Annotated in this window: 20 protein-coding genes; 11 read left to right on the top strand and 9 right to left on the bottom strand. The window is 42.7% G+C overall.

The genetic code is table 11. From position 1 onward, the window contains the following. Nucleotides 1–254 precede the first annotated feature (254 nt). Nucleotides 255–788, top strand: a complete 534-nt coding sequence (locus AACR09_RS23785; RefSeq protein WP_193835825.1) for a hypothetical protein — start codon at nt 255–257, stop codon at nt 786–788. A gap of 184 nt (nt 789–972) precedes the next feature. Beyond that, the gene (locus tag AACR09_RS23790; protein WP_193835826.1) at nt 973–1,779 is read left to right on the top strand and encodes a DUF4238 domain-containing protein; all 807 of its coding nucleotides are present in this window, start codon (nt 973–975) and stop codon (nt 1,777–1,779) included. A 321-nt stretch (nt 1,780–2,100) separates the two neighbouring features. On the opposite strand, the gene gcvP is transcribed toward AACR09_RS23790, so the two are convergent. From gcvP to AACR09_RS23805, 3 genes are all read right to left on the bottom strand, one after another. Then, complete coding sequence (gene gcvP / locus AACR09_RS23795; RefSeq protein WP_193835827.1) at nt 2,101–4,980, bottom strand: aminomethyl-transferring glycine dehydrogenase; 2,880 nt, start codon at nt 4,978–4,980, stop codon at nt 2,101–2,103. 88 nt (nt 4,981–5,068) lie between these two features. Beyond that, on the bottom strand, nt 5,069–5,449 hold the full coding sequence (gene gcvH, locus AACR09_RS23800; RefSeq protein ID WP_004730871.1) for a glycine cleavage system protein GcvH: 381 nt from the start codon (nt 5,447–5,449) through the stop codon (nt 5,069–5,071). A gap of 51 nt (nt 5,450–5,500) precedes the next feature. Beyond that, entirely contained in the window at nt 5,501–6,793 is a 1,293-nt protein-coding gene (locus tag AACR09_RS23805) for a serine hydroxymethyltransferase (RefSeq protein ID WP_054546921.1), read from the bottom strand. A 442-nt stretch (nt 6,794–7,235) separates the two neighbouring features. Between AACR09_RS23805 and AACR09_RS23810 the strand changes: the two genes are divergently transcribed. The 3 genes from AACR09_RS23810 to AACR09_RS23820 all read left to right on the top strand — a co-directional run bounded on the left by AACR09_RS23810 (nt 7,236) and on the right by AACR09_RS23820 (nt 10,814). Further along, complete coding sequence (locus AACR09_RS23810; protein ID WP_017082298.1) at nt 7,236–7,859, top strand: helix-turn-helix domain-containing protein; 624 nt, start codon at nt 7,236–7,238, stop codon at nt 7,857–7,859. A 494-nt stretch (nt 7,860–8,353) separates the two neighbouring features. Further along, the gene (gcvT, locus tag AACR09_RS23815; RefSeq protein ID WP_193835828.1) at nt 8,354–9,487 is read left to right on the top strand and encodes a glycine cleavage system aminomethyltransferase GcvT; all 1,134 of its coding nucleotides are present in this window, start codon (nt 8,354–8,356) and stop codon (nt 9,485–9,487) included. A gap of 265 nt (nt 9,488–9,752) precedes the next feature. Next, entirely contained in the window at nt 9,753–10,814 is a 1,062-nt protein-coding gene (locus AACR09_RS23820; protein ID WP_193835829.1) for a S1 family peptidase, read from the top strand. A gap of 115 nt (nt 10,815–10,929) precedes the next feature. On the opposite strand, the gene AACR09_RS23825 is transcribed toward AACR09_RS23820, so the two are convergent. Further along, a complete protein-coding gene (locus tag AACR09_RS23825; RefSeq protein WP_193835830.1) occupies nt 10,930–11,256 on the bottom strand; it encodes a hypothetical protein in 327 nt (108 codons plus the stop codon). A gap of 201 nt (nt 11,257–11,457) precedes the next feature. Here AACR09_RS23825 and AACR09_RS23830 point away from each other — a divergent pair, with 201 nt between their 5' ends. Further along, on the top strand, nt 11,458–11,775 hold the full coding sequence (locus AACR09_RS23830; protein WP_017082294.1) for a helix-turn-helix transcriptional regulator: 318 nt from the start codon (nt 11,458–11,460) through the stop codon (nt 11,773–11,775). Between the two features lie 441 nt (nt 11,776–12,216). Next, nucleotides 12,217–12,858, top strand: a complete 642-nt coding sequence (locus tag AACR09_RS23835) for an outer membrane beta-barrel protein (protein WP_193835831.1) — start codon at nt 12,217–12,219, stop codon at nt 12,856–12,858. A 206-nt stretch (nt 12,859–13,064) separates the two neighbouring features. On the opposite strand, the gene arfB is transcribed toward AACR09_RS23835, so the two are convergent. Then, complete coding sequence (arfB, locus tag AACR09_RS23840; RefSeq protein WP_193835832.1) at nt 13,065–13,475, bottom strand: alternative ribosome rescue aminoacyl-tRNA hydrolase ArfB; 411 nt, start codon at nt 13,473–13,475, stop codon at nt 13,065–13,067. A gap of 87 nt (nt 13,476–13,562) precedes the next feature. Here arfB and AACR09_RS23845 point away from each other — a divergent pair, with 87 nt between their 5' ends. Beyond that, nucleotides 13,563–14,168: a beta-phosphoglucomutase family hydrolase gene (locus AACR09_RS23845; RefSeq protein ID WP_102566642.1), complete on the top strand. Its 606-nt coding sequence runs from the start codon at nt 13,563–13,565 to the stop codon at nt 14,166–14,168. Nucleotides 14,169–14,204: 36 nt separating this feature from the next. Here the strand turns inward: AACR09_RS23845 and AACR09_RS23850 are convergent, their stop codons facing one another. The 4 genes from AACR09_RS23850 to AACR09_RS23865 all read right to left on the bottom strand — a co-directional run bounded on the left by AACR09_RS23850 (nt 14,205) and on the right by AACR09_RS23865 (nt 20,312). Beyond that, a complete protein-coding gene (locus tag AACR09_RS23850; RefSeq protein WP_017082293.1) occupies nt 14,205–16,109 on the bottom strand; it encodes a sensor domain-containing diguanylate cyclase in 1,905 nt (634 codons plus the stop codon). A gap of 237 nt (nt 16,110–16,346) precedes the next feature. Then, the gene (locus AACR09_RS23855) at nt 16,347–18,095 is read right to left on the bottom strand and encodes a formate--tetrahydrofolate ligase (RefSeq protein ID WP_193835833.1); all 1,749 of its coding nucleotides are present in this window, start codon (nt 18,093–18,095) and stop codon (nt 16,347–16,349) included. Between the two features lie 293 nt (nt 18,096–18,388). After that, entirely contained in the window at nt 18,389–19,693 is a 1,305-nt protein-coding gene (locus tag AACR09_RS23860; protein ID WP_193835834.1) for an inosine/guanosine kinase, read from the bottom strand. A 142-nt stretch (nt 19,694–19,835) separates the two neighbouring features. Beyond that, nucleotides 19,836–20,312 carry a CreA family protein gene (locus AACR09_RS23865; RefSeq protein WP_017088239.1) on the bottom strand — a complete coding sequence of 159 codons (477 nt, stop codon included), beginning with the start codon at nt 20,310–20,312 and terminating at the stop codon, nt 19,836–19,838. A gap of 248 nt (nt 20,313–20,560) precedes the next feature. Between AACR09_RS23865 and AACR09_RS23870 the strand changes: the two genes are divergently transcribed. The 3 genes from AACR09_RS23870 (at nt 20,561) to AACR09_RS23880 (ending at nt 23,955) form a co-directional block, all read left to right on the top strand. Further along, on the top strand, nt 20,561–21,055 hold the full coding sequence (locus AACR09_RS23870; RefSeq protein ID WP_029224227.1) for a hypothetical protein: 495 nt from the start codon (nt 20,561–20,563) through the stop codon (nt 21,053–21,055). 60 nt (nt 21,056–21,115) lie between these two features. Further along, the gene (locus tag AACR09_RS23875) at nt 21,116–22,924 is read left to right on the top strand and encodes an HD domain-containing phosphohydrolase (protein ID WP_193835835.1); all 1,809 of its coding nucleotides are present in this window, start codon (nt 21,116–21,118) and stop codon (nt 22,922–22,924) included. A 305-nt stretch (nt 22,925–23,229) separates the two neighbouring features. Continuing rightward, on the top strand, nt 23,230–23,955 hold the full coding sequence (locus AACR09_RS23880; protein WP_193835836.1) for an HAD-IA family hydrolase: 726 nt from the start codon (nt 23,230–23,232) through the stop codon (nt 23,953–23,955). Nucleotides 23,956–24,459 lie beyond the last annotated feature (504 nt).

Genomic DNA, 24,459 nt, shown 5'->3' on the forward strand with positions numbered 1-24,459 from the left:
TAATTAGATAAAAAATTCTGGGTTTAAATGCAGAATTTTTTATCTAATAGCTGTTATGAGCCTGTTCTATTTAGTTGTGCTCAAGTATAATAAGCGGTTGTTTTAAATACGGTATTCTTAACCCCCCCAGTTGTAAGGTGTTTTTTATTATGACGCAGAAATCGCAGCGTAGAGTCCTTTTATCTTTTTATATGTCATTGTCGTTTTTGTGTATCTATTTCACCTTTACCGATTTACTTTCATCGGTAGAAAATATGAAAGATGAAGCAATAAACTATGACTCTAAGCTCGCTGTTTTAGAAATGTTTTTACAAACGTTCTATCTAGTCGTTGGTGTAGTTGTAGGAAATATTGGTTGGGATACAGCCAAGTTGGTAGAAGCAAATAGAGAATTGGCTTCAAGCATGATGTTTAGGGTTATGTCTATATTGATTATGTCAAGTGTTGGAATGTATGTTGCCATGACTATCGGCAGTTATTTTTATATGTTTGGGTTTAGTACTGATGTTATTAGTCTAATCTGGGCTAAAGTAGACTTTTATGGTGTGTCATTTATTTTAGGGTTGTTTTCTTTTATATTTTCATCATGGTATCAAAGTTATGTTATAAGGGAGTCTTTATCTTCGATTCATCCTGATGTGGTTTCATCTACAGCGTCACAGATTTCAGTGCTATCAGAAAAAGTATCTCATTTAGAAAATGCGCAGGAAACGTTAGAATCAGATGTGTCCATGATTAAAGTCATCCTCTTTTTCCTAATTCTAGCTCTAATTTTTTGGTCTATTTAATATAGGCTCATAACAAAGCCATTAATACGACCATCAACGCTCGGCATTCTAGGTCTGAATTGTTTTTGGAGTCTTCGGTGGTCTATCAACATTAGCGTAATATGTTGTGGTGTATTATGGCGAGCGTTAGGCTTAAAACGTCTATGTTGCATATTTGATATAAAAATTGGAGCAGTTATCAGTTATGGCTAAGCAAAACCCAAAAAAACATCATTTTATCCCTCAGTTTTACATTAAGGGTTTTGCTGACGAAAATATGGATGTATTTGTATATGACAAAGAGTATAAAAAAGTAGCAAGGGTAGCAAAGAAATCATCGCAAATCTTTTATGAGATACATCTACATACTGTCAAGAAGTTTGGTGAAACTTCACTATTAATTGAGGACTCATACTCTGAACTGGAAGGTATGTTTTCTCAAATTGTTACTCAAATAAGCAAGTGGCCATCTGAAATACTCCCTGAAATAGTAAAAGATGAACATTTTGCCAAATTATTGATTTTTATGATGTCAGTTCAATATTGGCGCAACCCTCAAAATACAGATGCGGCAAAGGAGCTTGGTAAAAATCTTGTATCATTATATGATCAAGCTATTAAGACAAATATAGAGTTCGTGCCATTTTCTCGCAAGGATATCAAATACTTTCAAAAAAAATCAACGGATGAGGCTGTTCAAAAATTTGTGCAATTTTTGTTACTTCCACTAATTACATTTAAGCTCCATCCAGCACAATTGAAAGGCCTAAAGGTTGTTCGGCTGAAAAACGAGAATGAGTTCTTATGCTCGGACACTCCTGTCATGATTGATTCGATTGATTCGGAGTTTAACTTTAAAGGGCAGGTGCTTTACCCTTTAACGAAGCATTTCGCGATAACAAATGTCGAAGGAAATACGTTATTGGATTTTGATACAGTTATCTTATCCCATGCAAGGAAAAAAATTATTGCATCTTCTACAGAGCGTCTAAATTCTTTACCGCTAGCCTAACAAACGACTATGGCGTAGCTCTATCTATTAGTAACTTCAAATCTGACGCTATATCAGCATCTTACTGCCATAAAGCCAGCAGAAACACAAAAAGACCAATCCCAAGCGTTACTTTTAGAAGCAAGCCAAGAGGGGCTCCTCCTTTTGGCGCTTTGTTGCAACATCCCATAATTCTTTCCTCATTCACCATTGGATTCATTTCACCTTAAACCTTTCCCTTACGGTAAGGTCAATGCATTTGTTAGCCTCAGATTTAAGAAAAAAAGGCGAACCGTTTGGTTCGCCTTTTGCTATGTTTCGCTACTAAGCGCCGCTACAAAATTAGTCTTCGTAGTTGTCGATGCTTGGGCAAGAACAGATTAGGTTACGGTCGCCGTATACGTTGTCTACACGGTTAACTGTAGGCCAGTACTTCGAGTTCTTGGTTGCTTTCGATGGGAAGCAAGCCAGTTCGCGAGAGTATGGGCGATCCCATTCTGTGCCTGAAAGGTCAACTTGTGTGTGCGGTGCGTTCACTAGAGGGTTGTTGTCTAGTGGCCATTCACCCGCTTTCACTGCTGCCATTTCGTGACGGATTGCGATCATCGCTTCACAGAAACGGTCTAGCTCTTCTAAATCTTCTGATTCAGTTGGCTCTACCATTAGTGTGCCCGCTACTGGGAAAGACATAGTAGGCGCGTGGAAACCGAAGTCCATTAGACGCTTAGCAATATCTTCTTCGCTGATGCCTGTGTCTTCTTTAAGCGGACGAATATCGATAATACATTCGTGCGCTACGCGGCCGTTAGTGCCACGGTAAAGAACAGGGTAGTGAGGACGTAGTTTCTCCATCACGTAGTTCGCGTTCAGAATCGCTACTTTAGTCGCGTCTGTTAGGCCTGGTTCGCCCATCATTGCGATGTAAGCCCAAGAGATAGGTAAGATTGAAGCACTACCTAGATCTGCAGCTGAAACCGCGTAGTCTGAACCTTGTACACCGTTTTCTATGTGACCTGGTAGGAAAGGTGCTAGGTGCGATTTAACGCCGATAGGACCCATACCCGGACCGCCACCACCGTGTGGGATACAGAATGTTTTGTGTAGGTTCAAGTGAGATACGTCTGAACCGATGAAGCCAGGTGAAGTTAGACCTACTTGAGCGTTCATGTTCGCGCCGTCTAGGTAAACCTGACCGCCCGCTGCGTGTACTTGTTCACACACTTCTTTCACTTGCTCTTCGTAAACGCCGTGCGTAGAAGGGTAAGTGATCATGATGCTTGATAGGTTTTCTTTGTGCTTCTCGATTTTCGCTGCTAGGTCTGTCATGTCGATGTTGCCATCTTCATCACACTTAACAACCACTACCTTCATTGAAACCATTGATGCTGTTGCAGGGTTAGTACCGTGCGCAGAGCTTGGAATCAGACAAACGTTACGGTGAGCTTCACCGCGGCTTGCGTGGTAACGTTGAATCGCGATTAGACCTGCGTATTCACCAGATGCACCAGAGTTAGGCTGTAGTGAGAAATCGTCGTAACCAGTGATTTCACATAGCTTCTCTTTTAGATCTTTCGCTAGCGCTGTGTAACCCGCCGCTTGCTCTAGAGGTGCGAATGGGTGAATAGAACCAAACTCAGGCCATGTTACTGGGATCATCTCAGCAGCAGCGTTCAGCTTCATAGTACAGCTGCCTAGTGGGATCATGCCGTGCGTTAGAGAGAAGTCTTTGTTCTCAAGCTGTTTTAGGTAACGCATCATTTGCGTTTCGCTGTGGTGCGTGTTGAATACTGGGTGAGTTAGGAACTCTGATTCACGACGGCAGTTTTCTGGAATTGCTGCAAACTCGTTTGATGCAATGTCAGAAGAGAGTGCTTGAACGTCTTCTTTAACGTCGAAGATTGCGAACAGTGCGTTCACGTCGTCGATCGTTGTTGTTTCATCTAAGCTGATACCGATTTTGCCAACAAGTCGACGAAGGTTGATGTCTGCTGCTTGCGCTTTCGCGTACAGTGCATCTGTCTTCTCTTCAGAGTTGATCGTGATGGTATCAAAGAAGCTGTTGTTCGTTAGCTCGTAACCCGATTTAGTCAGGCCAGCCGCTAGGATAGCTGTCATGTGGTGTGTACGACGAGCAATAGTACGTAGGCCTTCTGCACCGTGGTAAACCGCGTAGAACGACGCCATGTTTGCTAGAAGTGCTTGAGCTGTACAGATGTTCGATGTCGCTTTCTCGCGGCGGATATGTTGCTCACGAGTCTGCATTGCCATACGTAGCGCTTGGTTACCGTGAGTATCGATAGATACACCGATGACACGACCTGGCATTGTACGCTTATGCTTTTCACGAGTACCCATGAATGCAGCGTGTGGACCACCGTAACCCATAGGAACGCCGAAACGTTGCGCTGAACCGATTACTACGTCTGCGCCCATTTCGCCCGCTGGCTTAAGTAGAGCAGAAGCAAGTAGGTCAGTAGCAACTGTAACTAGTGTTTTGTTAGCTTGAGCTTTCGCAATGATGTCTGTTAGGTCACGAACTTCACCCGTTGTACTCGGGTATTGAAGAAGCGCACCAAATACGTCTTGCTCTGGAAGTGTTTCAAGAGCACCAACCATTACTTCAAAACCGATGTACTCAGCACGAGTTTTAACAACTTCTAGTGTTTGAGGGTGAACATCGTCAGCAACGAAGAATACTTTGCTCTTGCTTTTGCCAGCACGCTTACACAGTGTCATTGCTTCGCCAGCCGCTGTCGCTTCATCAAGAAGGGATGCGTTCGCGATTTCCATACCGGTTAGGTCCATTACCATTTGTTGGTAATTGAGTAGAGCTTCAAGACGACCTTGAGAAATCTCTGGTTGGTATGGTGTGTAAGCTGTGTACCAGCCTGGGTTCTCTAAAACGTTACGTAGAATAACGTTTGGAGTGAATGTGTTGTAGTAGCCTTGGCCAATGAAAGTACGTTTCACTTGGTTTAGGTTAGCGATCTCTTTAAGAGAGGTCAGCATGTCCATTTCGCTCAGTGGCGCAGCAAGTGTCATTGGTTTTTCAAGGCGGATTTGTGCAGGAACCGTTTCGTCGATCAGTGCGTCTAAGCTAGTCGCGTTGATCGCATCAAGCATTTTCTGCTGGTCTGCTTTATTTGGGCCGTTATGACGAGCAACAAACTCGTTTTGAGTACCCAAGTCTTTTAGTAATTGGCTTTGAAGTAATTCAGTCATGATATGTTCTACTTTCTCTTTGGAGCCGTGAGCTAGCCCCTAAAATTAAGCTGCTCCAAAGAGCAGCTTTATCGTAATGAGGAACCTATTAGTCTTCTTCGATAGAGCTTAGGTATTCTTCCGCATCTTTAAGGTTGTTTAGTTCAGACGCATCAGACATCTTCACTTTAACAATCCAACCACCTTCATAAGATTCTTCGTTAATTAACTCAGGGCTATCTTCTAATTCTTCGTTGATTTCTACGATTTCGCCAGAGATAGGTGCGTAGATATCAGAAGCTGCTTTCACTGATTCAACTAGAGAGAAGCTTTCGCCAGCTTCGATTTCGTCTCCAGTGTCAGGCAGGTCAACAAACACAACGTCACCTAGCATCTCTTGAGCGTGCTCAGAAATACCGATAGTTACAGTACCGTCACCGTTGTCTTTTACCCACTCGTGGCTGTCTGCAAACTTTAGTGTATTGTCCATTGCTTATTCTCCAAAAATTTATGAGGTTTTAATTTAAATCTTAAAAACGGTTTAACGATAAAGAGGGAAGCGCTTGCAAAGCTCTTTAACTTGTTTGCGAACACGTTGCTCAACTTCAGCGTTGCCTTCAGGGCTTTCAACTAAGCCATCAAGTACATCGCCGATCCATTCACCGATAAGTTTGAATTCTTCAGTGCCAAAACCACGACTGGTTCCAGCTGGCGTACCTAAACGAATACCCGAAGTAATCATAGGCTTCTCTGTGTCGAATGGTATGCCATTTTTGTTACATGTGATCCCTGCACGCTCTAATGCTTCTTCAGTTACGTTACCTTTCAAACCCTTAGGACGAAGGTCAACCAACATTAGGTGCGTGTCTGTTCCGCCAGTCACAATGTCACAACCGCGAGTTTGCAACACTTCAGCAAGAACTTTTGCGTTGTCGATCACTGAATCAATATAAGTATTAAATTCTGGGCCAAGTGCTTCGCCAAACGCCACTGCTTTAGCCGCGATAACGTGCATTAGTGGGCCGCCTTGAAGGCCAGGGAACACTGCAGAGTTGATCTTTTTGTTGATGTCTTCGTGATTCGTAAGAATCATACCGCCGCGTGGGCCACGAAGTGTTTTGTGCGTTGTTGTAGTCACAACGTGTGCGTGTGGTAGTGGGCTAGGGTGAGCACCTGTCGCGATAAGACCCGCGATGTGTGCCATATCGACCATTAGGATAGCGCCAACTTCGTCAGCGATTTCGCGGAACTTAGCGAAATCAATAACGCGTGGGATAGCACTACCACCAGCAATAATCATTTTAGGTTGGCTTTCGATTGCTAAAGCGCGAACCGCTTCGTAATCGATTTCAAGTGTGTCGCGGTCTACGCCATATTGAACGGCGTTGAACCACTTACCAGACATTGCAGGGCGCGCACCGTGTGTAAGGTGGCCACCAGCGTCTAGAGACATACCTAGGATAGTGTCGCCAGGTTGAAGTAGGGCAAGTTTAACTGCGCCGTTCGCTTGAGCTCCTGAGTGAGGCTGTACGTTTACGTATTCGCATTTGAACAGCTGTTTAGCGCGTTCAATCGCGATAGCTTCAACTGTATCTACGTGCTCACAACCACCGTAGTAACGACGGCCTGGGTAGCCTTCTGCGTATTTGTTGGTTAGGCAAGTGCCTTGAGCTTGCATTACTGCTTTAGAAACGATGTTCTCAGAAGCAATAAGTTCGATTTGTTCGTTTTGACGAGTGTTCTCTGCTTGGATGCCAGCAAATACTGCGTCGTCAGTACCAGATAGGTTCGTAGTGAAAAAACTGTCTAAGCTATGGTTTTGGTAAGCGTTCATTGTCGAGACCTTTCATTAAGCTAATGGTGATTATTTTTATAGTCCATTAGGTCTTACGTTGATTTCTGCATCGGTATCGTTTGCGCTATATAGGTATAGATAAACGTGAATTGCGTTATAAATATACTCTTACAGCGTCTAAGCGATCGTTGTAGGGTCAATGCAGCACGAATTGTTTCCCAAAAAAGTTCGGGTAAAAAACAGCTCTTACAAATGTTAAATCTATCATTTGCTGCAAGCCGAAGTAGCATCTCTTCATCTAACAAGTCGATAACATAGCTCCGATAAAATCAATTTTCAACAAAAATTTCCAATAGGAAACAACTTTTCTTGTTTTGCTACGGGGAGCACGCTTTATTTCTCTGTGTGCTCTTTAATCAACAAAGCGCTTCATGCAACAATGAAATTAATAGACAGGAAGCAAGAATTTAATGAGGGACCTATGTCAGAAGACATTTATGATGAGTACCCATCTTTAACGTTGGCGAAGGAAACGTTAGACCAGAATATCGAACCACTTAGGCTTGGCCAGCGTATTAAAGATATCCGCGGCAAGCTTGGGATTACGTTAGAAGAAGCGAGCCAACGTACTGGTTTAGCTCGCTCTACGCTCAGCAAAATTGAGAACGAGCAAATCTCTCCAACCTTCCAAGCGATGCAAAAGCTAGCGATGGGCTTACAAATAAACATGCCCCAACTGTTTGAGCCACCAAGGAAAAAAGTCGCAACAGGGCGTCGTGACTTAACTAAGGCTGGTCAAGGTAAACCTCATCCAACCCCAACGTACGAGCATGAACTGCTTGCAACAGAGCTGTCTAATAAGAAGATGATGCCCTTTAAGAGTCGCGTGAGAGCGCGTACTTTTGAAGAGTATAACGATTGGGTACGTCACGACGGTGAAGAGTTTTTGATGATCATCTCTGGTGATGTGATGTTCTACTCAGAATTCTATGAACCTGTGCCAATGAGTGAAGGTGATAGCATGTATTACGATGCCAATATGGGTCACATGCTTATCTCGACCAGCGCAGAAGACGCGCTCATTTTGTGGGTGACAGCAAAATAAATTAACAAAGTTGGAATTTCTTATAGTGAATGCAACCGTTTGCTATTGTTTCTAACGTTAGCCAACAGACGCGATATTGATGTGATGATCATCAATATCGCGTTTTTGTATGCATCGAAAAATTGTTTTTAAATTGTTAAATGTCACATTTTGAACTGTTTTACTATTGTTAAGGGTGTAAAACTGACTCAGGCTTGTTTATTATAGTGAACACGGTTTACTCATGTTGATTGAAGTTTACTGAAGTGAATTCTTAGAAAGTGACTTGTAGAGCTTTTGTACAGCTAACCTGATTTATCAAGCTAACGATATAAGCCTATATAAAAGACATCACTTTTTACTATCTACTGTTTCTAAGGTTAAGACGTCAAGGTGACTAACGCGAATACGCTGAGGTGACTAATGATGAGACTTATCGTTAGAGGCGACTCTAAATAGAGATATAAGCGGCAGACTCGACTTTGGACAGCCTGCAACGCTTCATGGAGAAGAAAATGACTCAAGAACACGCTAATCAAGACCTACTAACAACACCACTGCATGCACTTCATGTTGAAGAGGGTGCAAAAATGGTTCCTTTCGCTGGCTACGATATGCCAGTTCAGTATCCACTAGGTGTAAAGAAAGAGCACTTACACACTCGTGATGCTGCCGGTCTTTTTGATGTTTCTCACATGGGGCAACTTCGTCTTCATGGCGCTAACGCAGCAGCTGTCTTAGAATCTTTGGTTCCTGTAGATATTATTGACCTTCCTTCTGGTAAGCAGCGCTATGCGTTCTTTACTAACGAGCAGGGTGGCATTATGGATGACCTGATGGTGGCTAACCTAGGCGATCACCTGTTTGTTGTTGTGAACGCGGCTTGTAAAACACAAGATATCGACCACCTAACTGCGCACCTTCCAGCTGACGTAGAAATGGAAGTGATTGATGATCGCGCTCTGTTAGCACTTCAAGGCCCTAAAGCGTCTGAAGTTCTTGCTCGTTTCCAACCAAGTGTTGCAGACATGCTGTTCATGGACGTTCAAAAAGTCGATATCGACGGCGTAGAGTGCATCGTAAGCCGCAGTGGTTATACCGGTGAAGACGGCTACGAAATCTCAGTACCGAACGATCACGCTGAAGCACTTGCTCGTAAACTAACATCAGAAGCAGAAGTAGAGTGGATTGGCCTTGGTGCTCGTGACTCACTTCGTCTTGAGTGTGGTCTATGTTTATATGGTCACGACCTAGACACAACGACAACACCAGTAGAAGCTAGCCTTCTATGGGGTATTCAAAAAGTTCGTCGTACTGACGGTGAGCGTGCAGGCGGTTTCCCAGGCGCTGATATCATCCTTGAGCAAATCGCAACGAAAGATGTTCAACGTAAGCGTGTTGGTCTAGTTGGTCAAACTAAAGCACCAGTACGTGAAGGTGCTGAATTGTTCGATGCTGAAGACAACAAGATTGGCGTTGTTACAAGTGGTACTGCTGGCCCTAACGCAGGCAAGCCAGTTTCTATGGCGTACGTTTGTACAGACCTAGCAGCAATTGGCACTGAAGTATTCGCTGACGTTCGTGGCAAGAAGCTACCAATGAAAGTAGAAAAAATGCCTTTCGTACCTCAGCGTTACTACCGTGGCTAATCTCTTTTAAGAGGAACCACTAAGTTAAATTAAAGCCTATTGTTTGCTTCTCTGTATTTGAGGGTGTTAACGGTAGGCTTTTTTGTTTTTCGCAACGTATAAAACTTAGGATGATTGGCTGAGATAAATTGTCGATAAATCCGTTTATAAAATGAGAGATGTGGCCATATCGTTACAAATACTTACTATACTCAGGGTTACGCCGTGTTATGGTGTCCACATATCATTTTTATAAATAAGTCGTAGCGGTTACAAGGAGTTAACTATGAATGTGAACTATGCAGTGAGTCCGGTTCGTAAAGCCGTTTTAGGGCTTTTAGCGCCATTGATTTACACATCAAGTGTTATGGCGACAGAAAACTCGGTCGAAAGTACTCCTAATACGGGTGTAACACCTTATATCGTGAATGGTAGCAATGCTTCGGTCACTGAGTTTCCTTCGATGGCGAGCTTGTTCATTGATCGTATTGATTATGACGGTGTTTACTCTACAGGCCCTTACTGTGGAGCAACAATTTTAGATAACTATCATGTATTAACGGCTGCTCACTGTATCTATGATGACGAGAATGCTCAACTTTTCACTGTAGTTGTTCCGCAATTACAAGATACGTCTTTATTCCCTAGTGGCGGTGTCCAGAAAGTTCGAGTATCTGACGTTTATTATCGAAGTGACTATTCAGACCTCGAAGCTAATCTTTTGCCGAACGATATCGCTATTTTGAAGTTAGAATCATCTCTTGGTTTGACTTCATCCTCAGAAACTCAAATTCCTGATTTTGCAACATATCGCGATATCAATAACAGCTTTGTTGCAGTAGGACACGGTAATACAAAATCAGGTGAAGACAACACTACTTTGCTGCAAAAAGTTAATCTTACTTACGTTGATACAATCAATTGCAAAGCTGTATTTGGTGCTTTAGTTACTGACAAGCAAATTTGTTTTAATGGTAATGGGCCGGATAACGGTCTATATGGTGGTACATGTCAAGGTGATTCAGGCGGACCAGTATTTTGGAAAAATGGTGCCACTTACGAGCAGGTTGGTATAACTAGTTTTGGGCCTAGAGTTTGTGGGGCAGGTATCGGTGTCACATCAGTTTTCACAGAGATATATGATTATAAAGATTGGATAACTGACGTAACTAACGGGGTTATCGATAACGTTGAAACTGTTCAGTTTACCGCGACAGAAGCAAAACGAGTTGCACTCGCTGGTAGAAGTTCTTCATCTGGCTCAGGCAGCAGTGGCGGTAGTGTTTCATTTGGTTTGCTAGCCGCGTTGATGTTGCTAGGTGGGTTTAGACGAGCGATGTCACGTTAGATTCTTCATGTTAGTTAAACAAACGGCCAGTCATTCAACTATGACTGGCCGTTTTTGTTTTGTTCTATTCGTTTAAGCCGTTGAGAGTTTGGTGCTACTCGTTGATATTAACAGACTAGGCGCACAAACCAGAGGACACTCTTCTACTGTACCTTTCTAGAATCTCATCCATCTCTTTTATTGCATCGTTGATGTCTTTAATACCGCCTTGCGCGACATCTTTTTCATTTTGGTTCAACGCAGAAAAAGCCTGTCTTAATTCCTTGTCTTCCAACATGTTCCCGTGCAACAACACTTCTTTGTAAGTGAGTAGCCTATGCTGTACCGCGATAATTTGATTGCGGGTATTTTCTGATTCTAATGCGTGCTTGATGCAAGGAAACGCCAATGTATAGCGATTCGCAATTTCCAATTTGACGCCTTCATTATTCGCAATTTGCAATTTTTCTTATTTCCCAACACTTGAATATTCAAGTTTACTAGCCTGTACGCTCACGACCGATCTAAGTGTCAAAGTTTATGAAACGTAACGTTTTTTAATAATCGAATAATATGCCTTTAATAGCGTATGTAAACCGTTGCGAGTCAATATGGTCTGCTTCTTGCTGAAATTAGGTCATAACTGTCTATTGAGGATAAGCTTATGTCACAAGAACCCATAATCATGGCGCTGATTGATCGCAGGAAGCTCGCTAATTTGTCCCAGGAAAAATTAGCCTCAAGTGCGGGAATGAGTTTAAAAACCTATCAACGAATCGAACGTGGTGAAGCTGATATCAAAATGTCTCAGTATCGTTCGCTCACGAGGACGTTGAAAGTTACCGATTTGGATGTGGTACTGGATGTTGTTGGCGCATCACAAGCGACAGCGGAAGATGTAGCGGCGGTCAGTCGTTTGCTGACCAGCGAAGAGAGAATGTTGTTGATCAAACTGATTTTGTCGGTCAAAAAGAAGCAGTAGTCTTCCTTTCAAACAAACAGCGTAATGGCTCTATTCGTTAGTTAAATTGACAGATATTTCTGGGGTAATGTGTTCATTGAGGGCATGAAGCCATCAGCTTACTCTTCCACGCAGTTGTTTGGTGGTGCTATTTCACAGAGAGTTATGGGAAACGTATTACTACTTAATGAGATTTTAAGCCCCAAGGTGTTTGCCTATGGGGCTTTTTAGTTTTTGATAAAAGGGTCGGCCAATGGTTTTGGTTGTGTAAATAAAGGAAGGTAGAGAATTAAGATTCAACAAGTAAAGATTAAACAATAGCTTATTCATGATATGCGTCTGACGCATTACTGTTATAGATTTGTATCATTTGTACTCATTTCATAGTGGTTGATAACCTACAAATACTGAAGCGCAGGGATGTTGCTTAAATTCGTAAATTACAACTTAAGGCAACTTACTATGAAAAAAATAACTTTGATCGTTCTTACTCTTGTTCTGACATCTGGCTTAGCAATGGCTGAAGATTCAGGCTGGCGCGTGGGGGCTGGTGTCGGCTTTAACTCTCTAACTTCTACACAAAACGGGACAACTACACAAGAAGATGGTGATGTTAAAAGTTTTGATTCTGAGGCTGGTCAGTCTTTTGTCATCGAAGCTGGTTATGATATTAACAAGATCGTTGGTGTCAAAGCTTCAATAAGTAAAGGGACGGCTGAATCTACCAGCAATAAAGTAACTCCTGATGGAACCACTTACGTTGATAACAACGACTATGAATCAACAACGATGACACTATCTACGGATATTGGTTACACTTTCCAAACTCAGTATCTAGATGTAAAGCCTTACGCTGAATTTGGTGTAGCTGTTAACAGTACTGATATTAGTGAAATTGATTACGGCTTGTCTCCTGATGGAGCTATTGGAGAAACAGAGAGCGATAGCAGTACTGCTGGTGATACAGCAGGTTTTGCTGGTGTTGGTGTTCGTACTACATTTAACAACGGCATCTATGCAGATATTAATGCACTTAAATACGATGCTGATAACAGCCTAGACAACGAGGTTCAAACTCGCCTAACTGTTGGCTACAAGTTCTAATTGAACTTTTGAAGTCTATTTAAGGTAGCTGGGTGATATGCCTAGCTGCCTTGCTATTTAGGCAATTTCAAGAAGTGTGTTTTGGGCTAAGCCTACTTTAGTGAAAAGCTAACTAAATAAGAGCGAAATGTCATTTAGAGATGTCTAGCTTCCAGAACTCTTGGCCTTACTGGTAGGCACATAAATCAATAGCGCAATGGAACAAACTACTGAACTTTACCTCTTAGCGTTTTAGTCTGAGCTTTTCGCTTCTTGGCATCGACTCTTCGCTTTTGGGAGTTGCGCGTAGGTCTAGTCGCTCGTCTTACTTTTTGAACTTTTGTTGCTTCCAAGATCAGTTCTTTCAAACGCACCAAAGCATCATCACGGTTTTGTTCTTGAGTTCTATACTGCTGCGCCTTAATGATAATCACGCCATCTTTAGTGATGCGGCTATCTTTGTGTGCAAGCAGTTTCTCTTTATAGAAATCTGGTAGGGTGGAGTGCTTGATGTCAAAACGCAAATGTATCGCACTTGATACTTTATTGACGTTTTGGCCGCCTGCTCCTTGTGCTCTGATCGCAGTTAACTGGAGTTCCCAGTCTTGAATCGAAACAGAGTTAGATATTTGTAACATAAACATCCATTTTGAACGGTAATATGGGGTCATGATACTGAATATTGGTTATGGTATCAGTAACTTTATTAAAGAGTGGTAGTAGTGATGAAAATAGATTTAACGGCGTATGAAGGATTAATCTTTGATATGGATGGTACGTTGATCGATACAATGCCAGCACATGTAAAGGCGTGGCAGCAAACGGCTGAAGAATTCGGTTTTCATTTTGAAGCGCCTTGGCTGCATAGCTTAGGTGGCATGCCGAGTTATAAGATCGCCGGTGAAGTGAATAGTAAGTACGGTTTATCGCTCGATCCACAAGCGGTTTCTACGTTTAAGATGGCGTCGTTTGCTGCGATTGAAGACAAAGGAGATATCATCCCTTGTACCCACTCTCTGCTGTTAGAGCATCTGGGTAATAAGAAGATTGCAGTAGGAACGGGCAGTCAACGTAAAAGTGCCGAACAGTTATTGGATAAGACAGACATCTTGAGCAAGCTCGATATTCTAGTGACAGCAACAGACGTTAAGAATCACAAACCCAATCCAGATACCTTCTTAGATGCGTGTTTTGGTATGGGATTACAGCCAAAGCAGTGTGTTGTGTTTGAAGATACGAACTTAGGTAAGCAAGCTGCTCATGCTGCGAACATGGATTGTATTCTGGTGGTAGAAGGGAACAAGTTAGAGTTTTACCCGGCCCCAAGCTGATCGAGTGCCTAACAAGAGTGCTTGTACTATCTTTTGTTAGGCTATTTCACTCATTTCTTTGTCTAGAAATAAGCATACATTGTTTCTACCTGCTGCTTTAGCTTCGTATAACGCTAAATCAGCGCACTTGTAGTTCAGCGCTGGATCATTAGTGATGTTAGTAATGCCGCCACTCACAGTGACTACGTTATCGAGTTCAAGGCTGACAGCAATTCTCAGCCTGTTGAGAACGTATTCAGCTCCTTCCGTTGTGGTGTGAGGCAGAATAACACCAAACTCTTCGCCACCAATGCGAGCAACAAAATCTGTTTCACGGCATTCACGCTGAAGTACTTGAGCGACTGTTTGAATGACTCGATCACCGTAATCGTGCCCAAATCTGTCGTTAATGCGTTTGAAGTAGTCAATATCCAAGATAGCTAAGCAAGATTGCTCGCGAGTAGGGTAACGATTAACACGAGAACATTCGTCACGAAGTTCAAGGTCAAATTTTCTTCGATTCCAGCAACCAGCTAATGCGTCTTTTTCACTTAGATTTCTGAGCTTTTTTTCGAGTTCTTTGTGTTTACTAATATCGACAAAAGAAGCGACGTAAAACTGAATCACATCTTTCGAATCTTTGATGGTTTGGATTCGTAGTATTTCAGTGATCAAAGACCCGTCTTTACGGCGATTGACCACTTCACCTTCCCAAACTCCCGTCTTAGTGATAATGCTCCACATCTTGATGTAGAACTCTTGATTGTAGCGACCAGAGGCAAACATCGAAGGCTGACGTCCTTTTACATCTTCCAAATCGTAACCACTCACGCGAGTAAACTCTTGGTTTACTTTGATGATTCGGTTATTTCGGTCAGTAATTACCAAGGCTGACATGCCATTCATCGCGGCTTTAGCCAGTTGGCTATCGATGCTGTTCTTTTTATGGTTACTGTTCCAAAGCACAAAACCTGCTGAGATCATCGAAATTAAGAAAGATAAGGTGATGATCTGCACGAATATGGCTTGTTTTTCTTGTCGGTATTGGCTGCTAAATTGTTGGTTTTCAACATGAAGAACCAAATAAATTGGTCCTTTAAATTGCTTTATTTTAGGGCTGATATCTGAGTGAAAATACCAGTTTTTACCATCAAAGTAGCTAGAAGAGGTATTTTCTTGAATGGCTTTCCAAAGCTCTGGGTAAAGCTTCGCGTAAGTTTTATCTGAACGAGATTCAATAAGATGCCCAAACGATTCTTCGATATCAGGGCCCATAATGACATGTCCGGTTCTGTTAAGAATGACAGGGACGGCTGATGATGTACCGATTTGATAAAGAAGGCGGTCGTAGACCTCGAGCATATTAAGGTTAGCAATAAAGTAGCCAATAATACGATCTTCTGAGGCGACGGGTGTCATTATCCTTAAGGCTGGCATCAAAGGGTGGACGACCTCACCATTTTCGATCTCTAAATCGATACCGTTGGAGCTTACTTCTCCAATCTTCAGTCGGTGGAGGTCTTTAAAGTAGCTACGAGCTGATTTGTTCTGCAGTTTATTCTCAGGAACTATTGTCGCTTTCTTGTTGTTGTAGTTGATACGGTAAACCTCGTTACCTTCTAGGTCGAGATAGCGAAGTTGAGAATAGTATTGTTGTCCGCGAGCTAACATCACCCACAGATCTTGCAGAGCTTGTTTATGAACAATTGATGGTTCTTCAATTGCTCGAAGTAACGTTTGAGAGTCTGCGATAGAAGGAACAGAATTAGATATTTGCTCAACAATAACGGCCAGTTCGTGAAAACTGTATTCGATTTGGTTTTGGCTAGACTGCTTAATATTTAGAGTATGCTGAGCATCAATTCTGTCAAGTTCAGAATTGATGTAGAGGGCAGGGACTAATCCTAGGGCAAATATGGTGCATAGAAATTGGCTGACTAGTTTTTTTATACTCGTATTCATCACTGTCCTCAAAGAATCAGCGCAATACTATATATTTTATGGGGTTTTTAATGTGATCTTAACCCAGAACTTAAAACAAGATTTGCATATAACTACGATTTTACTGCAACTTTTTGCATTTAATCTTGATTGTTGAGCAATCACTTCGTTAGGAAATGATTGCTCAATATAGAACGCCGCTCTGAAACTTGAGCCCAATTAATCGCGATTAATTGCCGTTTATCTAGCTAAGGATACCTAGCTTAGGCCGATAATATTTCCATTACCATCAATATCTAATGACATGAAAGCCGGTTTGTCAGGTAAGCCTGGCATGGTCATTACGTTGCCGCACAAAGCGTAGATGAAGCCGGCACCAGCACACAGTTTCAACTCTCTAACGGGTACGTCAAACTGAGTGGGTGCACCCTTTATTTGAGCTTCTGTTGAAATCGATAATGGCGTTTTTGCCAAACAAACCGATAGGTCGCCATAGCCGTGTTGGTTGAACTCAGTCAGTTGTTTTCTTGCCAGTGGTGATAGTGAAATACTTGCTGCGCCGTATCCGACTTCAGCGACTGCCATCAGTTTCTCTTCTAAGCTTTGCTCAGAGTAGTACAAAGGCTTAAATTTACTCTCTGTTTGGCATGCTTTTACCACGGCGTGAGCCAACTGAATTGCACCTTCGCCACCTTGACCAAAAGCTTCACTTACTTCAACGCTAACGCTTGGGTCGAAGTCGGTGATCATCTGTTTCAAAGCATCGAGCTCTTGAGTTGAGTCTTGTGGGAATCGGTTAATCGCAACAACTGTGGGCACTTGGTATTGCTTAACGTTGTTGATGTGCCATTTAAGGTTCTCAAACCCAGCAACAAGCGCGTCTTGGTCATCATTAAAGATTGAATCAGGTAATGGAGTACCCGGTCTCAAATCGTACAAACCAGAGTTGGCTTTTAATCCGCGTAATGTTGCGACAACTACGGCGCAATCGGGCTTCTTGTTCGATGCTTTCACTTTTATGTTACACGCTTTCTCAAAGCCCATGTCTGAACCGAAACCACCTTCAGTTACCACAAAGTCACTCAGTTTTAACGCTATCTTATCGGCAATAATTGAAGAGTTACCATGTGCGATGTTCGCGAAAGGCCCCGCGTGTATTAGGGTAGGAACGCCTTCAAGGGTTTGCATCAATGTTGGTTCAATAGAGTCCTTCATCGTTACTGTCATAGCGCCCGCGACGTTGAAGTCTTCTGCGGTTAATGGCGAACCTTGATTGTTGTATGCGAGTACCACACGGCCGACGCGCTTGCGTAGGTCTTGTAGATCATCGGCAAGAGCGAGAATAGCCATCAGCTCTGAAGCGGCTGAGATATCAAAACCATCTTCCCGTTCAAGGCCATTAATTGTTTTGTCTGCTTCGTTCTTGCCTACTGTGATCATGCGTAATGCACGGTCATTATGGTCCAGTACACGTCGCCAAACGATTCTACTAGGATCAATGTTGAGCGCTTTTAAGCCAGAACGTGCTTCAAAGGCTTCTAACCCTTCACGGTGTTCATGATATAAGCGTGCATCAATGGCTGCAGAAGCGAGGTTATGAGCGGCTGTCACGGCATGAATGTCACCAGTGAGGTGAAGGTTTAATTGCTCCATAGGGGCGACTTGAGAGTAACCACCGCCCGCTGCGCCGCCTTTTACACCAAATACTGGGCCCATTGAAGGCTGGCGAATGCAGGCCATCGCAGATTGGTTAATCTTTGCGAGGCCTTGTGCTAATCCAATAGTAGTGACGGTTTTGCCTTCGCCAAGAGGCGTTGGTGTGATAGCGGTCACCACGACCAATTTACCATCTTGTTGGTTGGCGAGGCGTTCAAGTGATGTCAGAGACACTTTTGATTTGTATTGCCCTAATGGCTGATGTTCGTTGTGTTGTAGGCCAGCTTGTTTGGCAACTTCACTGATGTTTTTAAGGGGAGTAGAGCGACAAATATCAATATCAGACAGCATATTTGATCCTTATATCAGAACCGAAAGGTGGTACGTAAACGTTTGCGTGGCGATAGTACTGTATAAATTTGCCAAGTAAAGGCAAACCACACGAATTATGTGCTGGAAGATAACAGATCTAAAGAGTCATTGCGCGAGATCAAATCTTAAACGAGCAAAATATTCGATATGACTACCTTCAGCTGCAGTTATATTAGTGCTGAATACAAAAAGGGCTGCATATAGCAGCCCTTCAGGAATGGATAATCTAGCTGGTCATCAACCTCAATGAGTTAACAACCTGGCATGGTTGATTAACGATCCCAGTATGTTTCTTCTAAGCTATCTTCGCGTTCAGGTAGCGCACGAGAAAGGCGAGGAGAGTGCTGAGTCAACACCTCATAGCTTACACGGTTTGCGTACTTACAAATTTGAGACAGTGAAGAGTAAGTTAGACAAGCGTGTTCGTGCTTCTCAGAGTTCGGCACGTTAACGTGATGGTAGCTGTTTGCTGCCATGTCATGTAGCAGTGCTGAAAGTGCACCATCACCAGCGCCGTTGGTGTTCTTAATCTCAAGTGGGCCGCCTAAGTAAGGGCCAATATGAGAGTACACTTTTACTGGGTCTTTACAGTCTTGCTTACGCATCGCACGGCTGAATTCGTATTTGTTAAATTCAGGAATGTTACCCGGCAGTAACGGAAGCGTTGTTTCGCGTTTCGCTGGTTCGTCAGTGTAGCCTGCCATGTATAAGCCGACAGGGCCTGCAGTGCAGAGAACTAGGTCAACCCACTCAAGAGCTTTGTTCGCAGCCAATAGCGGATCTTTTTCACCCGTTAATGCTTCACCTTCATCTTCGTTCATCGCGACGATGGTTACGTTCTCTTTCAGGTATTCTTGCCACCATTCAGCGTTACCTTCGATCACGTACTTCGTGCCAAGTGTCAGTACAACTGGCACATTGTACGCTTTCGCGTATTCAATCGCTTTTTGTACCGCTTTTGGCATCGGATCTTCAGGCTTACCGCGCATTAAGTATGAAGACACAACTAATGCAGACGCTTTTTCAAAAATCTGTTCAGGAACACTTTCAGGAAGCAGCTGGTTCATGTGTCCTTCGTTGATCGCAAACGTACGTTCGCCATCTTCGGTAATGAGCGTGTAACAACGACCAATGGGACCATCAACGGTTTGTAAGTGGTTTAAGTTCATACGAGAAGAAGTGCGGCAAAGGTAGCGGTAACCAAATGAGCCAACTTCAATCTTCTTAGACATTACGCCAAGTAGGACAGATTTGCTGTCTGCAAGAACAGAATAGTTGTGCAGTGTGTTGCCGATAGTATCGCCAGGGTATTGATGCGTGATCAAACCGCGCTCAACTAACTCTTCATACAGCGCATCTGCTTTACTTTCTTCCAATACCAGTGAGTGGCCTTTACTCAGCTCGTATTTTTCTAGGAACTCGTTGTCAACACGGGCTTCGATATCAACAATCGTTTGACCTATACCGACAACTGTTGCACGGTGTAGCTTAGGTGTTTGTTGAATTTGGTTGACCAACGGATCACGGGCGTGAGTTGGAAAGTAGTGCTTAGATTTACGCTGTCCAGGAAATTTCATATGACAAATACAGTGAAAAAATTTTGCCGCATGATATCACATTTTGTTTCTGTTTCTTTCATTTTTATTACATTTTGAATCACCTGCACAATGTCTGTACAGGTGATTCAGCTTACTTTTGCTTCAGACCATTCGTGTGAGACTACTCGACTGGAACGAGTGTTGCTGGATCTACGTAAGCCTTTGTACCCCATAGCGGAACGGTTGAAAGGCTATGTTTGAAGCTGCCTTCTGTTTCTTTGGTTGTGTAAGATAAGTAAAGCAGCGATTGATTCTCAGCATCGTAGATACGACGAACCTTCATCGTTTTGAAGAAGATACTTTTCGACTGCTTGAATACCACTTCACCTGATTTACTTTTGTCTATTTTAGCAATCATTTCTGGAGTGATTTCGCCTGTTTGACGACAAGAGATAGAACTATCGCTTGGATCGGAAAGACTCAGGTTTGCTTCGATTGATGCAATGTGACAAGTCACTCCTTCGATCTTATCATCATCTAAAGATGACATTTTGATATCCTTCATTGTGAAGAATCCCAAAGATACGTCGCCAACCTCGTTGTCCGAACAGCCTGCCAACATTGTGATGATACCTGCTGCTATTAAGGCTTTTTTCATAAGAAGTCCTTTTTATTTATATAGTTCTGTTTACTATAAGGATATTGAAAGCTTGAATACGAGTGTAGAGCTTTTCACCGAGTTCTTAAAGGATGTTATGAGAGAATGAAAAATATGAAGCATTTAAAGTACTTGTTGGCGTTAGTCATGCTCTGTATCCTTTCTGCATGTAGCTCGGCTCCTACGCCGACCATATGTCTCCCAAATAACTGTGATATTTGGGGTTACTAATCTTAGGTACTAAAAGAATGAATAACGAAATACCTGAAAGCGCACATAAGAAAAACCAATGGCTGTTTAGCCAACTCGACATTGCTTATCCCGCAAAGGAGAGCTTGCTAGGTCGAGAACTTTATAAAAGCAGACTCCCATCCAAGAATTACCAACTCCTCGCTCAAGATCAAATTCCTTCCCAAATTGATGAACTGCATAAAGTCGATTTCCATAAACTGACGGTACTTTTTTCACTTAACCAAGCCAGTGTTTATCACGATGAAACCGAAAGGGCACATATGCTTGAGTTTTTGAGTCAGATTATGTTGTCTGATGAGCATGTTTTATACATTGGAACTCAAAATGGTGATGTTGTGGCGAGTGCTATTGTCACCGAAGTGGAAGAGTCTCTGTTGATCTCCGACGTGATTATTGAAAACGGTCAAGATATCAACGGCTTTGCTAAACAGTTACATGATTTTTGGGCACAAGATCATGCTTCTCACGATAAAGTATGGGTCGAGAACTAAAGATTCTTTGAGAAAGCGTTAATCTAAGTACAATACCCCATCTTTTATAAAGGGTTTTGTATGTACAAGCTATTGATATCAATCGCTGTATTGTGTGTTAGCGCTTTTTCTACAGTCAGTTTTGCTACCGACTGGGATATCAAACGCATCCTAGTTTTACACTCATACGAACCTTCTTACCAATGGACTGCTGACTTTCAGAAAGGGATAGACAGTGCGTTCAGCCAATCTCAAACCGAAGTTAAACTCTCAATCGAGTATTTGGATACAAAGCGCGTCCATAGCTCTGAGTACTACGACTCTCTCGCCGATTACTTACAAGCCAAATACGCAGGTTATAAATTTGATGGTGTTATTGCGACTGACGATAACGCGGCCAATTTCCTTGAATCACTGAGTGCGTTGATTGACCGTGCGACACCTATTGTTGCGGCGGGTATCAACGACATAAGCACCGATATGTATGCGGTGTCTGATAGAGCGACTGTGCTTTATGAGAACGATCAGATAGACGTCAATATTAAGCTGATCTCTAAACTAAGACCTAATCTAAAGAACCTCTATTTCATCAATGATTACAGTGTCACTTCTGAACTGATGCGTAAAGATATAAGCCGTATTATGGCAGACTTTCCATCGATTAATTTGGTCGAAATACGCGATTTGTCGCTCAAGCAAACAAGTGAGTTCTTGAAAGGGGTATCTGCTGACGATGCAGTCTTACTGAGCCACTACAATACTGAGTTAGATCAAGGTGTATATCATACCTATCAAGAGGTCGCGGAAACCTTATCTACATCGAGCGCCGCACCAGTGTTTGCGTTATGGCAGTTTAATATAGTCGGTGATGTACTCGGAGGTTATGTAAACCACTCACGAAGTATGGGTGAAGAGGCCGTTAGTGCATTGGATAAGTATGTGCCTCTTAATTTTTCTACACCTTTAGTTCCCGGTGACAACAAGCGTTTTGTTTTCAATTATCCGGCGCTTAAAAAGTTTGTTATTGGTGATAATGTACTGCCGACAGGATCTGTGATTGTTAACGAGCCTTCCTCCTTTTTACAAAAGAACTTTCAATTGTTGTTGGGCTTAATCATGGTCATTACAGGGCTGAGCGTGATTATCGTGATGCAATTTATTACCCTGCGCCAAAAGAAAGAGTTGGCAAAAAAGAACAAGCGAATCCTTGCACTACAGAAACAAACTTTGAATGTTCAAAAAGACATGATTCATGTGCTGGGTGAAGCCATTGAAACTCGCTCTGGTGAGACGGGTAATCACGTTAAGCGTGTAGCCAAATTATCCGCTTTGCTTGCTAAGTATCGTGGCTTGAGTCATCGCGAGGTCGAGATGATTGAGATCATCAGCCCAATGCATGATGTCGGTAAGATTTCGGTTCCGGAATCTATCTTAGATAAACCAGGTAAATTGACAGACCAAGAGTGGGATGTAATGAAACTTCACACCACTGCGGGCTACAATTTACTGAAGAGCGGAGCGGGTGATATTACCAACCTCGCAGCAATCATTGCTAACGAACATCATGAGCGTTGGGATGGCGCTGGATACCCTAATGGCAAGGTAGGTGAACAAATTCACTTGTTTGCTCGTATCACTGCCGTAGCCGATGTGTTTGATGCACTGCTTAGTGCCCGCTGCTATAAAGAGCCATGGCCATTAGAGATGGTCGTCGACTTGTTCGAGAGAGAGTGTGGCTATCAATTTGATCCTCAGTTAACCAAACTGCTACTGAAACACCTGCCCGAGTTTGTCGCTATCCGAGATTCGTATCCCGATACTGGAGCTGTAGAATATGCGTCTGTACCTTCGATTGAAGTTAAGGTTCTAGAAGAGTCGGTTGTTAGCTAACTCTCGCTCTATCTGAATAGTCTACAAATCTTGATATCTTTATCAATTCAGCCTAATCCGACTAGGACGTGGCAATTTATATTTTCCACTGAAATTAAGTTGTTTATGTAAACCTTGCAGTATTTGGTTTTGCAGATTCTGGGTTAATTTGATGAAAGCTGTTGCTTATGTCGAGCCATAAGGTGATCAAGCTCATATTTCGCGAAGAGAAATAAGTCTGCGTCCGTAAACTGTTATCTTAATCATCCCGCGCATTGAAAGAACACTATAGGATAAAACTTGAATTCAATGCGAGTGAGAGAGCTATGCGGTTAGAACAGACTAAATGTGTAATTTTCGATTGTGATGGAACACTCATCGATAGCGAAAAGCTGTGTTGCCAAGCCTTGGTGAATGTATTCACTGGCTTTGGGGCGGAGCTAAACGTTAATGACTGCTATGCGCACTTTCAAGGTGGAAAGCTGGCCGACATCTTAATGGATACACAAGAACGTTTAGGGCTATCTATCTCGATTGATACGCTTGAGCCGTTATATCGTATTGAATTAGAAGCCTTGTTCCAACGTCATTTAAAGCCGATGGATGGTGCCATCGAGCTCATTGAATTTCTAAAGCGACAGGACATCGAATTTTGTATTGCTTCCAATGCACCTAAGTCTCGGGTTGAATCTTCATTGGCAATGACAGGAATGCTCGACGACTTTAAAGGTAAAGTGTTTTCAGCTTTTGATGCCAACAGCTGGAAGCCAGAACCTGACCTGATTATGTATACAGCCATGAATATGGGCTTTTTACCCAATGAGTGTATCTATGTGGACGATACTTTGAAAGGAATTGAAGCGGGTGTTCGTGCGGGTATTCAATCATTCCGATTGCGCCCAAGTATTAATGAATCAATCGTAGATCCCGAAGCCGACTCATCAGAGGTAGCGGCTCTGGATATCTACAGTTTGGAAGAGATTTCGGTTTGGATTAATGGCAAACACTGCTCAAGTGGTGGAATACCGAACCCTGCAGCTTTGGTGGGGTAGAGCCTAGCTGAAGGCTGACTACCTTACTAAATTGTTTAGTGTGAAAACCGCAAGATGCACAAGTAAACTTTTCTCCACTTTCTGAGAGTAGATATTCGTCGTGTTGGCATAAAGGGCATGTAATGTCGTCGGTGTTTGGTGTTTCTGTTTTATTCATTATGTGTCACCTGCAGCAAGAGGGTAAGCGAAAAAAGACCCGTTTAATTAGATTACCCCTAAGCTCGAATATTAGACAGTTTTGACACTTGATAATCTCTCCTTTGCGACTTGCTTCATGGTAATGATAATCTCATCGTTAAAGACCATGTGTTTCCTGTTGTTATTAAGGGAAGTTGTTATTAGTGAAAGTTGCTATTAACGGGCGTCGCTATTAACGAACGTCGATAAAAAAGGACTCATGATGAGTTAATGCCGTTCACTTAAGAGTGAACGGCATTTTTGTTCTTAGCATACCGCTGTGGTCTAGGCTTAACTGTTCTAGGGAATGTTCTTTCCCTTCGCCCT

Source organism: Vibrio sp. OPT20, assembly GCF_963889365.1.
Lineage (GTDB): Bacteria > Pseudomonadota > Gammaproteobacteria > Enterobacterales > Vibrionaceae > Vibrio > Vibrio splendidus.

Excerpts from the sequence above, each read along its gene's own strand:
- AACR09_RS23855 (WP_193835833.1), bottom strand. The coding sequence starts at position 18,095 with ATGCTGTCTGATATTGATATTTGTCGCTCTACTCCCCTTAAAAACATC.
- arfB (WP_193835832.1), bottom strand. The coding sequence starts at position 13,475 with ATGTTACAAATATCTAACTCTGTTTCGATTCAAGACTGGGAACTCCAG.
- AACR09_RS23860 (WP_193835834.1), bottom strand. The coding sequence starts at position 19,693 with ATGAAATTTCCTGGACAGCGTAAATCTAAGCACTACTTTCCAACTCAC.
- gcvP (WP_193835827.1), bottom strand. The coding sequence starts at position 4,980 with ATGACTGAATTACTTCAAAGCCAATTACTAAAAGACTTGGGTACTCAA.
- AACR09_RS23805 (WP_054546921.1), bottom strand. The coding sequence starts at position 6,793 with ATGAACGCTTACCAAAACCATAGCTTAGACAGTTTTTTCACTACGAAC.
- gcvH (WP_004730871.1), bottom strand. The coding sequence starts at position 5,449 with ATGGACAATACACTAAAGTTTGCAGACAGCCACGAGTGGGTAAAAGAC.
- AACR09_RS23850 (WP_017082293.1), bottom strand. The coding sequence starts at position 16,109 with ATGAATACGAGTATAAAAAAACTAGTCAGCCAATTTCTATGCACCATA.
- AACR09_RS23835 (WP_193835831.1), top strand. The coding sequence starts at position 12,217 with ATGAAAAAAATAACTTTGATCGTTCTTACTCTTGTTCTGACATCTGGC.
- AACR09_RS23845 (WP_102566642.1), top strand. The coding sequence starts at position 13,563 with ATGAAAATAGATTTAACGGCGTATGAAGGATTAATCTTTGATATGGAT.
- AACR09_RS23830 (WP_017082294.1), top strand. The coding sequence starts at position 11,458 with ATGTCACAAGAACCCATAATCATGGCGCTGATTGATCGCAGGAAGCTC.
- AACR09_RS23880 (WP_193835836.1), top strand. The coding sequence starts at position 23,230 with ATGCGGTTAGAACAGACTAAATGTGTAATTTTCGATTGTGATGGAACA.
- AACR09_RS23875 (WP_193835835.1), top strand. The coding sequence starts at position 21,116 with ATGTACAAGCTATTGATATCAATCGCTGTATTGTGTGTTAGCGCTTTT.
- gcvT (WP_193835828.1), top strand. The coding sequence starts at position 8,354 with ATGACTCAAGAACACGCTAATCAAGACCTACTAACAACACCACTGCAT.
- AACR09_RS23810 (WP_017082298.1), top strand. The coding sequence starts at position 7,236 with ATGTCAGAAGACATTTATGATGAGTACCCATCTTTAACGTTGGCGAAG.
- AACR09_RS23790 (WP_193835826.1), top strand. The coding sequence starts at position 973 with ATGGCTAAGCAAAACCCAAAAAAACATCATTTTATCCCTCAGTTTTAC.
- AACR09_RS23820 (WP_193835829.1), top strand. The coding sequence starts at position 9,753 with ATGAATGTGAACTATGCAGTGAGTCCGGTTCGTAAAGCCGTTTTAGGG.
- AACR09_RS23865 (WP_017088239.1), bottom strand. The coding sequence starts at position 20,312 with ATGAAAAAAGCCTTAATAGCAGCAGGTATCATCACAATGTTGGCAGGC.
- AACR09_RS23785 (WP_193835825.1), top strand. The coding sequence starts at position 255 with ATGAAAGATGAAGCAATAAACTATGACTCTAAGCTCGCTGTTTTAGAA.
- AACR09_RS23870 (WP_029224227.1), top strand. The coding sequence starts at position 20,561 with ATGAATAACGAAATACCTGAAAGCGCACATAAGAAAAACCAATGGCTG.